Source organism: Robertmurraya korlensis NBRC 107688 (genome assembly GCF_001591645.1).
Classification (GTDB): domain Bacteria; phylum Bacillota; class Bacilli; order Bacillales; family Cytobacillaceae; genus Robertmurraya_A.
Window position 1 is genome coordinate 74,481 of the sequence record NZ_BCVH01000005.1, and the last position, 14,742, is coordinate 89,222.

Sequence of the window (14,742 nt, forward strand, 5' to 3'; positions counted from 1 at the left end):
AATTAATATTCCTTATGAAAGCACTTACAATAGAGATAGATCCAAGGACAACAATCTGGAAAAACATATATAGAATCTGATCTTCCTTAAAGGAAGCGAGACAGCTGTCATTGGATTTTGGGTCATCATTATATATAAGGGGGAACTAAAAAATGAAGGCTAAAAAGAAAATTTTTGCGGTACTTTCAAGTGCAGCATTATTTGCTGGAATTATGGCAGGCTGCAGTAGCAACAGCGACAGTGCTTCAGGAGACAAGGATGAAGATTCAGGACAAGTTACGTTAACGATCCTCGTTGATAATCAAACGAACTTGGACGGAATGAAAGCGGTAACAGATGCTATTGAGGAGAAATACGATATTAAGACAGAATATGAATTACGTCCGGGTGGAGGAGAAGGAGATAATTTAGTTAAGACTCGTTTAGCCACTGGTGATATGACGGATTTAATGGCATATAACTCTGGCTCTCTTTTCCAGGCACTGAATCCTGAGAAAAACTTTTTGGATATTACGGATGAAGCCTTTGTAGAAACGATTATGGACGATGCAAAGGACGCATTGTCTTCAAACGGAAAGGTTTATGGTATTCCATCGACTAGCTTTATGGCTGGAGGATGGTTTTACAATAAAAAGATTTATGAAGAACTGGGTCTCTCCGTCCCGAAAACATGGGTTGAGTTAATGGCCAATAACGAGAAAATTAAGGAAGCTGGAAAGACAGCGGTAATTGGTTCGTATAAAGATTCTTGGACAGCCCAAGTAATCGTTCTAGCGGACAACTATAATGTCCTCCAACAGCATCCAAATTTTGCAGATGATTTCACAGGGAATAAAGCAAAAATTGCAGATACACCTGGTGCTCTTCGAAGCTTCGAAAAATTAGCTGAAGTATTTGATGCGGGATACTTGAATGAAGATTTCCTTGCTACTGGTTATGAAGCAGGATTAAAGATGCTTGCTGAAGGTCAAGGAGCACACTATCCAATGCTAAGCTTTGCTCTTCCTATGTTAGAAGCGAATTACTCAGAAGAGCTAGATAACATTGGCTTCTTCCCTCAACCTGGGGAAAGTGCGGATGAGAACGGAGTAACCGTATGGGTACCTGGTGGTATTTATATTAATAAAAATACAGAGCATGCGGAAGAAGCAAAAAAATGGGTAGAATTCTTTGTATCGCAAGAAGGAATTGATCTTCACAATTCTAAAATTAAACCTCAAGGGCCACCTGCAGTTAAAGGAGTGGAGCTTTCAGATGATGTGTACGGTGCTGTAAAAGATATGCTACCATTCTTCGAATCAGGTAAAACGGCACCTGCTCTTGAATTCTTAAGCCCAGTAAAGGGTCCAAACCTTCCACAAATCGCTGTTGAAGTAGGAAGTGGAATTTCAAAAGCAAAAGATGGAGCAGAATTATATGATAAAGACGTTGAAAAGCAAGCAAAACAACTTGGCCTTGAAGGCTGGTAATCAGCTGGTGTAAAAGAGAAGAGGCCCTGTCGGGTTGCGACAGGGCTGATTTTCTACCCAGACTAGTAAAGGAGAAGTATGATATGACTAAGCTAACAAACCGCTCGTACACGTATTACTTCTTATTGCCCGCAGGAATTATTTACTTCGTATTTTTCCTACTACCAACCATTATGTCGTTTTTTTTTAGTATGACATGGTGGACCCTCACGGATTGGAAGTTTATCGGTCTTGAAAATTTCATCACCTTTTTAACCGAACCGTCCTTGAATATCGGTTTTAAAAATACCATTATTTATGCCATTGTGACCTGTTCGTTGAAGGTAATACTAGGACTTTTACTTGGCGTATTTTTAAGTCAAAAGCTAAAAACAATTGGTTTTGTCCGGTCCATGGTATTCTTTCCAACCCTATTAAGTACGATTGCGGTTGGGATGGCGTTTGCGATGATGATGCATCCAACACAAGGGCTAATTAACACGTCGTTAAAGATTGTAGGAATTGCAGGACCAGATTGGTTAGGAGACACGACGATTGCCCTACTATCTGTAGCGTTAGTAGACGTTTGGAAAGGGGTAGGGATGGCTACGGTTATCTTTATCGCAGGAATTATGTCTATTCCAGAGGACTACTATGAAGCTCTGGCAATCGATGGCGGTAACTCATTTCATAAGTTTTGGAATATCATTGTTCCTTTAAGTAGACCAGCCATGAACTCTGTTATTATTCTAGCTTTTATCGGTGGGCTGCGTTCATTTGATTTAGTTTGGGCAATGACTAAGGGAGGCCCAGGGTTTAGTACAGACTTAATCGCTTCTATTATTTATAAGCAGTACCAAGGTGGGTTTTATGGGCTCTCAACAGCAGGTAACGTAATATTATTCATTGTGGTTTCTGCACTTGCCTTCCCGTTATATGCATTCCTGAATAAGAAAGAGGTGGACTTATAATGAGTGAAACGCAGATCGCAGTAAAAGCTGAGACAACATTTCGGACAAATACAAGAAAGAGAAAGACGGTAAGGAAGTTATTTAGTGAAATACTAGCGATTATTCTTTCCTTAATTATTTTCGGAGTTCCTTTTTACTTTGTTATTGTGAATGCGAGTAAGGATACGAAAGAGTCCTCTCTATTAAATATGGACCTTCCAAGTTCGTTTCACCTTTTTGAAAATATTCAATCGGTTATGGCAGCCCAGAATGGGATGATCATCAGAGCTTTCTTCAATAGCATCATGATTACTGGCTTTTCAATAGCTATTCTTATCTTGGTGGGGGCAATGGCCGGATACGTGCTTCAGAGAAGAACAAGCAAAATGTCACCATTTTTCAATTTCCTTATCTTAGCTGGACTCATTATTCCTCCAGCCATCGTGCCGACGATTTGGGTTCTTGACGGAATCGGCCTATTTAAAACGATGCCGGGGATTATTTTAGTAGAGGTAGCTTTAAATCTCCCGTTTACGATCCTGCTGTATAAAGGCTTTATGGCAACTTTACCAAAAGAATTAGACGAAGCCGCACTGATTGATGGCTGTGGAAGGGTACGATTGTTCTTTAGTATCATCTTGCCTTTATTAAAACCCGTTTCAGCAACGGTCATTGTACTGACCGCTGTGGGAGTATATAACGACTTCGTTAACCCGTTATACTTCTTTCCAGGTGCTGAAAATGCGACTTTACAGTTAACACTTTATAACTTCTCGAGTATGTACAATACACAATGGAACTTGTTATTTACAAACATTCTATTAATCTCGATTCCACCACTGATCTTGTTTATTTTCTTCAATAAGAAGATCGTAGCAGGTATGACGGCAGGAGCTGTTAAGTAAAAGGAAGATAAAAGGAGAGATTTGATGAGTACTCAAAAGCTTGAAAACCATGTAGTCGTAAAAAATAATCTTTTTATACAGAAAGCAGAAAGTTTAAAGCCAGAATTAAAAAGTAGTATGGTGAAACCTGAAAGACTAGTAGAGGTCAATTTAGACCCAAGTGTCATGCATGGTTGGAAAGTGGAGCCAGCCTCTTCCATTGATGCTTTAGATAAGCGAGAGTTCAAAAAAGGGGATTCCTTTATCGTTGATTTTGGTGACCATCAGGTCGGGTACTTAACCTTTCGTGTTCGCCCGGTTGGAAGTCCTCCGGATGCACCTTTGAAACTAAAGCTAACGATTGGTGAAATGCCCGTTGAAATGGGTGAACCCTTTGAGAATTACGATGGCTGGTTAAGTAGTGCCTGGCTACAGGAGGAAACGATTTTTGTAGATGTGTTACCGGAAACTATCACTTTACCACGTCGCTATAGTTTCCGATATGTAAAGTTTGAGGTCCTTGCCACTTCGCAAAAATACCAAGTAATGTTCGAGGATATTGAATGTAGAGCTGTCACCTCAGCTGATTTGGAAGCGGTAGAGGCTTTGGGGCATCCTGACCAGATGCTCCAAAAAATTGACGAAGTAAGCATAAAAACACTAGCTGACTGTATGCAGGACGTGTTTGAAGATGGACCGAAGCGTGATCGTCGCCTTTGGTTAGGAGATTTGCGTTTGCAGGCTCTAGCAAACTATGAAACGTTCGGGACGAATGAGTTAGTAAAAAGATGTTTATATCTTTTTGCTGGGGTTCCGAATGATAAAGGAAATGTATCAGCCAATGTGTTTATTGAACCACAGCTTATTGCGGATGATACGTTCTTGTTTGACTACTCTCTATTCTTCCTCTCGACCTTACACGATTACTATCTAGCTACACGAGACACAGAAACGTTAAAGGAGTTATGGCCAACAGCATACTGCCAAGTGGAATTAGCCCTTGAAAGATTAGATGAAGATCAGATTTTAGTAGATTCTTCAGCGTGGTGGTCCTTTATTGATTGGCAGCAAGGATTAAACAAGCAAACTCCTTCTCAAGCCATTTTAATTTATACGCTAAAACAAGCCGTACACTTAGCGGAGGAACTGAATGTATCGGAAAAGGAAATTGTTGCTGCTCGTTTAGAGGAGATTGTTAGCGCAACGAAGAAGTATTTATGGGATGAAGAGCAACAATTTTTTGTCAGTGGGCAGGATCGTCAAGTATCATGGGCAAGTCAAATCTGGATGGTATTAGCTGGTGTTGTAACAGAAGAAGAAAGCAAGCAATTGATGAATCGCTTGCTGGAGGAGAAACCAGAGATTGGAATCGCCACACCATATATGTATCATCACTTTATTGAGGCGTTACTGATTGCTGGAGAAAAAGAGCTAGCCATTTCTGAAATGAAAACCTACTGGGGTGGAATGATTGAAGATGGTGCAGATACCTTTTGGGAGCTGTATGACCCGAAAGACAAAGAATTTTCACCTTACGGAAGTCATTTAATCAACAGCTATTGTCATGCTTGGAGCTGCACACCAACATACTTAATTCGAAAATACAATCTATAAGAGTTCGTTGGCTGAAGGAGAAGAAGGATGAAAAAGTATATTGCTTTTGACGTTGGTGGAACAAAAGTAAAGCATGGAATCGTACTTGAGGACGGAACCATTTTATCTAAAGGGAGCTACCCGACGGTATGTGAGGACCTCGAGGTGTTTCTGGTAGATATGGTCAAAACGATAACGGAATATCGGGAAGAGCATGAAGTCGAAGGAGTAGCCATTAGCTTGCCGGGCTTTATTAATCCTAGCACAGGTTTTTCTGAGAAAGCTGGGGCGGTTATCGCCCTTGATGGGAAAAATTTAAAGGAACTTCTTGAAGCGATGGTTCCCTTAAGAGTGGAGATTGAGAATGACGGGAATTGCTCTGCTCTAGCGGAGAAATGGAGCGGAAACGCAGTTGGATGCGAGGATTTCATTTGCTTCACGATCGGTACGGGCATTGGCGGGGGAATAATCGTGAACGGTCAGGTGGTCCATGGGCATACGTTTCGTGGCGGAGAATTTGGATTTATGTTGACCGAAGTTGGAGAAAAAGGAAAAGGTATGTTGCATACGAGTGCCTCTACCGCAAGCCTCATTAATAGATATAAAACGTTAAAAGGGATAGAAAAGGATGTAACGGTTGAAGGAGAAGAGATTTTCTCTGAAGCTCTTGGGAATAAAGAGGTGGAGCAGTTGATTAATGAATGGCTCCAACGAATTGGATATGGACTCTTTAATTTAGCAGTGACATTAAACCCACAAAAGATTCTGATCGGTGGGGGAGTAAGTGCTAGAGAAGGGCTGATTGAGCAAATCCAAGAAAAACTAGAGGAACTGGAATGGTGGCAGTTTTTAAAAGTAGAAATTGCTCCATGCAAACATAGAAATGATGCGGGAATGATTGGTGCAGTGTATCATTTTATGAACAAATAAATTGAACAAGAAGGACGTATGTTTTGTGACATACGTCCTTCTATTTTACAGGCCTGAGTGAAGACTCATATAGGCAGCCTAAGCAGAAAAAATAACTGTCCCCAATAGATAGGAATCATATGTATTTTTCCAAGTAGTTTTGAAAACGATTTATTTTTAAACTAATATGTAGATATACTTAAACCATTATGAGTAATGACAATAAGGGGGAGTCAATGTGACAAATGGAAATGCCACAAGTAACAATAAGGAATTGTCACTAGAACAACGTGAAGACTTATTTAAACTATTGAAAGCCCGTTTTGAAAAAAACATAAACCGCCACGAAGTTCTCGAATGGGATAAAATCCAAGCAAAGCTGGAAGGGAATACGGAAAAACTATGGTCGCTGAATGAAATGGAAAGAACCGGCGGTGAACCGGATGTGGTTGGTTATGATAAGGAGAAGGACGAATACATCTTTTATGATTGTTCAGCGGAAAGTCCTAAAGGTCGCAGAAGTGTTTGTTACGACCGTGAAGCGCTGGAGTCAAGAAAAAATCATAAACCCGAGAATAGCGTAATCGATATGGCGACTGCCATGGGCATTGAATTATTAACAGAAGAACAATATCGAGAGCTTCAGAAGCTTGGGAATTTTGATTTGAAAACATCGAGCTGGGTACAAACTCCCTCTGATATTAGAGAACTTGGTGGGGCTCTTTTTTGTGACTGTCGCTTTGGTCATGTCTTCGTGTATCATAACGGTGCCGAATCCTACTATGCTGCCAGAGGATTCCGTGGCTCGCTAAGGGTGTAAATCTCTCCTAAAGATTTATGTTTCATTTGTCAAAATAAATCCTCGAAGGTGCACTGGCACCTTTTTTTTGTTGACAAATTTTTTAAATATTTATAAAGTTTAATTGTTAACCAAATGATAAAATAGTTTACATTTAAAGGGGAGAAACAAATGAATCAACAATTGAAATTAAGAATGATGATTGTGACAGCACTTTTTGCTGCAATCATTGGCGTAATGGCTCAAATTACCATTCCACTTCCGCTCGTTCCCATTACAGGACAAACCCTTGCCATTGGCTTAGCAGCAACGATCCTAGGTTCTCGTTATGGAACCTTATCGGTCATTTTATATTTAATTATTGGTTCTGCAGGAGTACCAGTATTCGCTGGATTTTCAGGTGGAGTTTCGAAGCTGATCGGACCTACTGGAGGCTATTTAGTTAGCTTCCTTCCAGCTACCTTCCTCATTGGATGGTTTATGGAAAAAACAGCCTTCAACTTCAAGAATGCTATGATTGCTAATAGTTTGGGAATGCTTGTTACTTTGGCATTTGGCACTGCTTGGCTAAAGATTGCTGCTGAGCTCTCTTGGTCAGCTGCTTTTGCAGGAGGATTTACTCCATTTATCATTGTTGGGTTAATTAAGGCTGCCCTTGCTTCTTGGATTGGTGTCTTAGTTCGAAACCGATTAATTTCAGCTAGGCTATTGTTCTCAGAAAAAAAAGACCAAACAAAATCAGCCTAAAACAGCGCAGGGGAAGGGTAATCTATCCGTAGTATGAGTATTATTTTATTGAGGTGGTAAAATGTCGATAAAACGACTAAATCATTTTTTGTTTTCAGTTTCGGATTTGGAAGAATCTATTGAGTTTTATAACCATGTATTCGATGCTAAGTTGCTAGTAAAAGGAAGAAACACTGCCTACTTCGATTTAGGTGGAACGTGGCTTGCTCTCAATGTAGAGAAAGATATACCCCGTAATGAAATATATCAATCCTACACACATATAGCATTTTCAATTGAAGAAGAAAAGTTTGATGAAATGTACGAGAAACTTATGTCATTGAATGTAAACATCTTATCAGGTCGTCCAAGAGATGAAAAAGATAAAAAGTCTATATATTTTACTGATCCAGATGGTCATAAATTTGAATTCCATGTTGGTACACTACAAGATAGATTGGATTACTACAAACAGGAGAAAACACATATGGAGTTTTTTGATTAAAGGACCTAGTAGTAACAAACCGAGGCAAGAGTTAAGGATAGGGATTGCTGCGGCGGCCTTTTTAACTTATTTACATATGGAGCAGGATTGTTAAACAATAGTTTGAGGGAGGAATTAATGCTCTTATTTTTGAAATACGATTATTTATCCGAAGGTGTTTAAACAAAGAGGAGAGTCCATATGGAAATAGTATATTTTGCAGGTGGATGTTTATGGGGAGTGCAAGCTTTTATAAAAACTTTACCTGGAGTTAAGTTTACTGAAGCGGGAAGAGCTAATGGAACAAGTCAAACACTTGATAGTGATTATGATGGCTACGCCGAATGTGTAAAAACAGGATTTGATCCGAAGGTTGTAACGATCAAGGAATTAATGGGATATTTTTTTGAAATTATTGATCCATACAGTTTGAATAAACAAGGACAGGATGTTGGTAAGAAATATAGAACAGGAGTATATAGCGAAAACCCTGAGCATTTAATAGAGGCAAAAGCGTTTCTTAGTGAGAGAAATGATTATGATCTTATAGTTACTGAAGTATTACCTCTTACAAACTATGTGAAAAGTGCAGAAGAACATCAAGATAGGTTAGCTAGATGCCCAAATGATTATTGTCATATTCCAGAAGAAATATTAAGTAGATATAAGTAAGGAGAATATTAAAGATGCTGTATGGACTCTATGCTTGACCCTCCAAAAAGGGAACAGAATTCCTTACCATTTAGAGCATTGTTCCTGTATCCAATACCTATTTTAAAACGCCTGCATCTCCTGGAATGTATAGGGAGGCAGGTGTTTTTGGTGTTTTACTGATTAAAATATTTATGAAAGTGTTTGGATAAAATACAACCTAGTAGAATGATTTTATTATTATCGGGAGGGTAAGGAATGTCTGAATTAGAACCATTTGAATATGAAACAGGTACTGCCATACGTGACTACGATATTATCGAAATTAGACCGACTGAAACAGGATACGAAGTAACACTAGATGTGAACTTAGACAGTGGTTATTCACTATCCAGAACAAAACTTGAAATTTCACAGGAAGATTTAGAAGGATATGAAACGAATGAAGTCGAAGAAGGGATTAAATATGCATTGGGATTTTTTAGTTAGGGAGCCATCCGATAAGATGAATTAATAAGAAATAACCGTAAATCACACATCTAAAGTCCTTCTGCATTTAGCTGTAAGGACTTTTTTAATAGTAAAAAACTTTGTATGTACACGGTGTTACATATTTTTAACGTTTACCTTCCATCATTTTAAATAATTAAATAATGATGTCAAAAACGACTACATTTTCGGTACTTATTCTAGAAAAGGACCTCAAACGGAAACCTTATGTTTATCCCCGCATGCTTTTATATTACACTAAAGACATAAATTCACGTTCTTGAGGTGTAATATGGGAAAGAATCTTCTTGCAACTTTAATGGAAATGACAGAGGAAGAACAGATGATTCTCGAGCAAAGCAGTGAGATAAAAAAAGACTTATATACGAATCAAACGTCTTTTATTATTGAAAGCGAAAAGTTCTTAAATCCGAACGAAATGATCATGCTTAGAAAGCATACACGATTTATAGATTTTCCCAAGCATCGACACAACTACATCGAAATTAACTACGTGTTCCATGGAGAGTTAAAGCAGAAGGTTGGAACGGAGAATGTTCACTTAAAGCAGGGCGAGCTTTTATTTTTGAACCAGCATATTGAACACGAAATTGAAGCCTGTGCAAAAGAGGATATAATCATTAATTTTATCATTCAGCCGAAATTCTTTGATTTTATTTTTTCCTATCTATCTTCCACTAATTTAATGAGTAATTTCATTATCAATAGTCTTTATAATCACACGCAGAATGGACAATACCTCTATTTTGCAGTTACACACGTGGAGGCGATTCAAGAGTTAATTAAGAAAATGATGGATGAGATCATGGAACCATCGTTATTTTCAGAGTCTACCTTGAAGCTGTATATGGGGCTTTTAATGATAGAGCTATTGAAGCACACGGATAAATTAAAGCAAAATGAACTAAGCAGCGAACACCACTATATCCTTGTCGAGACGATGAAGTATATTGATGAGCATTATCAAAATGCATCTCTTTATGAGTTGTCTGAGCAATTAAATCAGCCACATTACGCGGTTAGTAAGCAAATTAAGGTTGCGACAAAGTATACTTTTAAGGAGCTTTTACAAGAAAAAAGACTTACGAAAGCGAAAGAGTTTCTAGAAAGAACCGAAATGCCGATTACCAAAATCATTGATGAAGTAGGCTATGATAATATGAGTTACTTCTACCGGATTTTTAAAAGCAAATACGGAAAAACTCCAAAGGAATTTCGAGTGGAGCTGAAAGGCAGATGAACTTTGTGTTCAGCTGTTTTTTTATTGGATTTGGAGAATTGAGGACAAGCCCCAATAAAAGGTCGAGATAACCGTAAATAAATTTTCGCTATAGCAAATAAGGACGATGAATGGCAAATAAAAATTCAGGATCGCAAATAAATTCTTAGAATCGCAAATAAAATCTGGGAATAGCAAATAAACACCGAAAAAATAGCTTGAAGGGTGACCAGATTGTTCAAATTTGAGTTATACACCTCTAGAAAAGAAAAAAATTACTGACCAAATGAATTATTGGCCAGTTTTTTATGTTTTTTAATTCAATTTTAGCTTTTGCCTGTACCCCCTGTGCAAGCTGCTTCCGCTTTTCTTGTCTGGAATATGAGTTTATGACGCGAAACCCGAGAAAAAGGAGGCATACGCGTCATAAGAAGAGGTTTATAACGTGAATACCGAAAAAACAGAAGCAATTGTGTCATAAGAAAAGGTTTATGACATGAGAGCTGGAAGAAATAGAGGAGTACGTGTCATAAAACTATATCGAGAAGTCCGTACGTCTCTAAACGGCCCCTTCCGCTTTTCTCTGTCCAGCTCCAGCAGCTAGGGGCTCGGGTCATAAGCCAAATCGCTCCAGAAGGCAGGCCTTCCTGCGCGATTTGTCTTATGCCTGTCGCCCCTGAGCAAGCTGCTTCCGCTTTTCGTTTTGCAAATAAGGTCAATAAATTAAATGAATCCCGTTATAGGATATTTCTTTGAATCTAGTATGATAGTAGTATCGTAAGCGGTTACACCAAAAGGAGCGTTGAGGATGAACAAGTACAGTATTGCTGTTGATATTGGTGCTTCAAGCGGAAGATTAATGGTAGGTCATAGAGAAAATGGACAATTAGAGTTACGTGAATTATATCGATTTGAAAATAAGATTGTGCAAAAAGGGAATCACTTTTGCTGGGAGCTTGACAGGCTGTTCGAAGAAATCAAAACCGGTTTAAAGAAGTGCAGTGATCAAGGGATTACACCAGATAGCATCGGAATCGCTACCTGGGCGGTTGATTTTGTCCTTCTAGATGAAAATGATCAGCCACTTACGGAGGCTGTGTCCTATCGAGACCCACGAACGGACGGCATGATGGAAGAGGTATTTGAGCTGATCTCCAAGGAGCGCCTTTACCTAGAAACAGGAATCCAATTCCAAAAGTTCAACACGATTTACCAGTTATACTCCTTAAAAAAGAACCATCCTGACATTTTAGCGAAAGCCAAATCCTTTTTAATGATACCGGATTATTTGAACTTTTTACTAACAGGGAAAAAATCAAACGAATATACAAATGCCACATCCACCCAGCTAGTCAATGCTTTTACGAAAAAATGGGACTACGAGCTACTCGATATTTTAGGAATTAATAAGGACATGTTCCATGAAATCCAGATGCCCAAGACGATTCTAGGGAACTTGAAGAAAGATCTTGTATCAGAACTTGGCTTTGATATGAACGTCATTCTCCCTGCCACACATGACACCGGATCGGCGGTCATCTCTGTGCCAGAAGAGGAAAGTACCATTTATATAAGTTCAGGAACCTGGTCGTTAATGGGGACGGAGAACCATTTCCCTATCTGTGTCACAAAAGCGCTAGATTACAATTTTACGAATGAAGGCGGTATCGACTATCGCTTCCGTTTCTTGAAAAATATTATGGGGCTTTGGATGATTCAAGAGGTCAAGCGAAACTACAATGATGAGTATTCCTTTGCTAGGTTGGTAGAGCTTGCTGGAGAAGCAGGAGATTTCCTAGCGGTCGTAAACGTCAACGATGATCGATTCTTAAAACCGGACAATATGATACAAGAAATTATGAACTATTGTGTTGAGACAGGACAACGTGTTCCTAGTACACCAGGAGAAGTGGCGAAATGTGTATATGATAGTTTGGCAGCTAGCTATAAGGAAACCGTCGCTGAGATTGAAAGTATTTTTGAAAAGTCTTTCGATAAGATCAATGTCATCGGTGGTGGTTGTCAAAACGAAATGTTGAATCAGCTGGTCGCTGACGTGACCAATAAGGAAGTGCTTGCTGGTCCGATAGAGGCAACCGCCATTGGCAATATCGTTGCACAATTGATGGCATTAGGTGAATTTGCGGACTTGCAGGAAGCACGTTCTGTCATCAAACAATCCTTTGAAGTGAAAACATACGAACCTACTAAAACAGTAACGAATTCATAAATCGAGAGGAAGAAGATCATGACGATTAAAGAAAACTTTGAACTAGCTAAGCAAGCATACTCCAAATGGGGAATTGATGTGGAGGACGTATTACAAAAGCTAAAGCAAGTACCGATTTCAATCCACTGCTGGCAAGGGGATGATGTTGCAGGATTTGAAGTAAATCCTAGTGAACTTTCTGGAGGAATTGATGTAACAGGGAACTACCCTGGAAAGGCAACGACTCCTGAGCAATTACGTAGCGACCTTGAAAAAGCACTGTCCCTTATTCCTGGTAAGCATCGTGTAAACCTTCATGCGATCTACGCAGAAACGAACGGAGAAGTAGTAGAACGTGATCAACTAGAGCCAAAGCATTTTGAAAATTGGGTAGCTTGGGCAAAGGAACACGGATTAGGACTAGATTATAACCCGACCCTTTTCTCCCATCCAAAAGCATCCGATGGATTAACTCTTTCACATCCAGATGAAGAAATCCGTGAGTTTTGGATTAATCACTGTATTGGAAGTAGAAAAATCGGGGAGTATTTCGGAAAAGAACTAGGAACTCCAGCTTTAACAAATATTTGGATTCCAGACGGTTACAAAGATATCCCTAGTGACAGACTGACACCAAGACAACGTTTAAAAGATTCTTTGGATAAAATTTTCGCTGTTCCCGTTGATGAGGCATACAATCTTGATGCGGTAGAAAGCAAAGTATTTGGAATTGGTTCAGAATCGTATGTAGTTGGGTCTCATGAATTTTACTTAGGCTATGCACTAAAGAACGATAAAATCTGCTTGCTAGATACAGGACATTATCATCCAACAGAAACGGTATCAAACAAAATTTCTTCTATGCTTCTATATAGTGACAAGGTAGCTCTTCACGTATCAAGACCGGTACGCTGGGATAGTGACCATGTCGTCATTTTAGATGATGAACTAAAAGAAATTGCCCTTGAAATTGTTCGTAACGATGCACTCAATCGAGTGATTATCGGACTAGATTTCTTTGATGCAAGTATCAACCGTGTAGCTGCTTGGACAATCGGTACAAGAAATATGGTAAAGGCACTGTTATACGCAATGCTTGTACCAAACGAAAAGTTGAAGCAGCTTCAAGAAGAAGGCAATTTTACAGAACGATTAGCATTAATGGAGGAATTCAAGACATATCCGTTCGGTGCGATTTGGGATTACTACTGTGAACAAATGGATGTACCTGTAAAAGAAGCTTGGTTAGAAGAAGTAAAGGCATACGAAAAAGAAGTACTTTCAAAAAGATAACAAAGGTTAACAAAAAGGTAGGTAGATCTTCACTTATGAGGGTCTACTATCTTTTTGTTTTTCAAAGAATATGCTATGATTTAACATATAATTAACATAAAAATAAAAATAATCAAATATAAATCAACGTTCAATCGGGGAAGGGTGTACGTTTGTGCTTGTAGCTGAAAGGCAGAGGAAAATTGTTGATCTAGTTAATGAACGTTTAAGTATACGAGTGTCCGAACTTAGCAAAATTTTTTCAGTGACAGAAGAAACCATTCGAAGAGATCTTGAGAAGTTGGAGAAGGATGGTTTGCTCGAAAGAAGTCATGGTGGTGCTGTCAGTATTGAAAAGGAAGATAATGAAGTTTCTTATGTGGAAAGAGAAATTACAAGAGCTGCTGAGAAGCGTGCGATTGCTCTAGAAGCGGTGAAAATGGTGGAGCCGGGGGACCAGATCGTTCTTGATGCAAGCTCGACAGCTTGGTATATGGCCAAAGAGCTTCCTGATATGCCATTAACGGTATTAACAAATTCCATTAAAGTGGCCCTAGAGCTTAGTAAAAAGGAACAAATCCGTGTTATTTCAACGGGTGGAAACCTAATGCCTATATCTCTTTCCTATGTCGGGCCACTGGCAGAACGATCATTAAAAATGTACCATGTGAACAAGATGTTCTTTTCCTGCAAAGCCATTCATCCGGATGGTGGACTTAGTGATACGAATGAATTACAAGCTTTGTTAAAAAAGGATATGATTCAAATTGCTGATAAAGTAATCTTAATGGCAGATTCAAGTAAATTTGGAAAAAGAGCATTTTCTCAGATCAGCTCATTATCAGCTGTTCATTCCATTATTACAGATTCAAACATGGATGATCGTACACGAGAGAGGCTTGAAGAAAAGGAAGTTAAAATGAGTTTTGTTAATATATAAGATGGTTTACAGAAAGAAAGGGACTAGGAACTAGCTTTTTTGGTATCAATTTCAAGGGTAATGATTGAGCTAAAGAGGGCGTTGATCTATGTGTTCTTGCAAATACTTATAAAAAATGTTAAACTTTAGAAGAATTATTTTTGTTCGG

Annotated in this window: 15 protein-coding genes; 14 read left to right on the forward strand and 1 reads right to left on the reverse strand. The window is 38.9% G+C overall.

Annotation, left to right across the window (positions count from 1 at the left end; all coding sequences use genetic code 11):
* The first annotated feature begins 152 nt into the window (after positions 1–152).
* From BKO01S_RS09350 to BKO01S_RS09400, 11 genes are all read left to right on the forward strand, one after another.
* Entirely contained in the window at positions 153–1,469 is a 1,317-nt protein-coding gene (locus BKO01S_RS09350; RefSeq protein ID WP_066052272.1) for an ABC transporter substrate-binding protein, read from the forward strand.
* An 83-nt stretch (positions 1,470–1,552) separates the two neighbouring features.
* Positions 1,553–2,419, forward strand: coding sequence for a carbohydrate ABC transporter permease (locus BKO01S_RS09355; RefSeq protein WP_066052276.1), 867 nt, complete (start codon positions 1,553–1,555; stop codon positions 2,417–2,419).
* Positions 2,419–3,303: a carbohydrate ABC transporter permease gene (locus BKO01S_RS09360; protein ID WP_084362028.1), complete on the forward strand. Its 885-nt coding sequence runs from the start codon at positions 2,419–2,421 to the stop codon at positions 3,301–3,303. Before BKO01S_RS09355 ends, BKO01S_RS09360 begins: the two co-directional genes overlap by 1 nt.
* Before the next feature lie 24 nt (positions 3,304–3,327).
* Positions 3,328–4,896: an alpha-L-rhamnosidase-related protein gene (locus BKO01S_RS09365; protein WP_066052279.1), complete on the forward strand. Its 1,569-nt coding sequence runs from the start codon at positions 3,328–3,330 to the stop codon at positions 4,894–4,896.
* 27 nt (positions 4,897–4,923) lie between these two features.
* On the forward strand, positions 4,924–5,805 hold the full coding sequence (locus BKO01S_RS09370) for an ROK family protein (RefSeq protein WP_066052282.1): 882 nt from the start codon (positions 4,924–4,926) through the stop codon (positions 5,803–5,805).
* A gap of 217 nt (positions 5,806–6,022) precedes the next feature.
* Entirely contained in the window at positions 6,023–6,604 is a 582-nt protein-coding gene (locus tag BKO01S_RS09375; protein ID WP_066052283.1) for a DUF4256 domain-containing protein, read from the forward strand.
* Between the two features lie 150 nt (positions 6,605–6,754).
* The gene (locus BKO01S_RS09380) at positions 6,755–7,330 is read left to right on the forward strand and encodes a biotin transporter BioY (protein WP_066052286.1); all 576 of its coding nucleotides are present in this window, start codon (positions 6,755–6,757) and stop codon (positions 7,328–7,330) included.
* Positions 7,331–7,391: 61 nt separating this feature from the next.
* Positions 7,392–7,814, forward strand: a complete 423-nt coding sequence (gene fosM, locus BKO01S_RS09385; RefSeq protein ID WP_066052289.1) for a FosM family fosfomycin resistance protein — start codon at positions 7,392–7,394, stop codon at positions 7,812–7,814.
* A gap of 180 nt (positions 7,815–7,994) precedes the next feature.
* Positions 7,995–8,465: a peptide-methionine (S)-S-oxide reductase gene (locus BKO01S_RS09390; RefSeq protein WP_066052292.1), complete on the forward strand. Its 471-nt coding sequence runs from the start codon at positions 7,995–7,997 to the stop codon at positions 8,463–8,465.
* 237 nt (positions 8,466–8,702) lie between these two features.
* The gene (locus tag BKO01S_RS09395) at positions 8,703–8,933 is read left to right on the forward strand and encodes a hypothetical protein (RefSeq protein ID WP_066052295.1); all 231 of its coding nucleotides are present in this window, start codon (positions 8,703–8,705) and stop codon (positions 8,931–8,933) included.
* Positions 8,934–9,225: 292 nt separating this feature from the next.
* Positions 9,226–10,194 (forward strand): AraC family transcriptional regulator, encoded by a 969-nt coding sequence (locus BKO01S_RS09400; protein WP_066052297.1) that lies wholly within the window; start codon positions 9,226–9,228, stop codon positions 10,192–10,194.
* 506 nt (positions 10,195–10,700) lie between these two features.
* On the opposite strand, the gene BKO01S_RS24345 is transcribed toward BKO01S_RS09400, so the two are convergent.
* Positions 10,701–10,892, reverse strand: coding sequence for a hypothetical protein (locus tag BKO01S_RS24345; protein ID WP_157077346.1), 192 nt, complete (start codon positions 10,890–10,892; stop codon positions 10,701–10,703).
* A gap of 89 nt (positions 10,893–10,981) precedes the next feature.
* On the opposite strand from BKO01S_RS24345, the gene rhaB reads away from it, so the two are divergent.
* The 3 genes from rhaB to BKO01S_RS09415 all read left to right on the forward strand — a co-directional run bounded on the left by rhaB (position 10,982) and on the right by BKO01S_RS09415 (position 14,594).
* Entirely contained in the window at positions 10,982–12,403 is a 1,422-nt protein-coding gene (gene rhaB / locus BKO01S_RS09405) for a rhamnulokinase (protein WP_066052302.1), read from the forward strand.
* Between the two features lie 18 nt (positions 12,404–12,421).
* Positions 12,422–13,675, forward strand: a complete 1,254-nt coding sequence (rhaA, locus tag BKO01S_RS09410; RefSeq protein WP_066052303.1) for an L-rhamnose isomerase — start codon at positions 12,422–12,424, stop codon at positions 13,673–13,675.
* Positions 13,676–13,829: 154 nt separating this feature from the next.
* Positions 13,830–14,594, forward strand: coding sequence for a DeoR/GlpR family DNA-binding transcription regulator (locus tag BKO01S_RS09415; protein ID WP_066052306.1), 765 nt, complete (start codon positions 13,830–13,832; stop codon positions 14,592–14,594).
* Positions 14,595–14,742 lie beyond the last annotated feature (148 nt).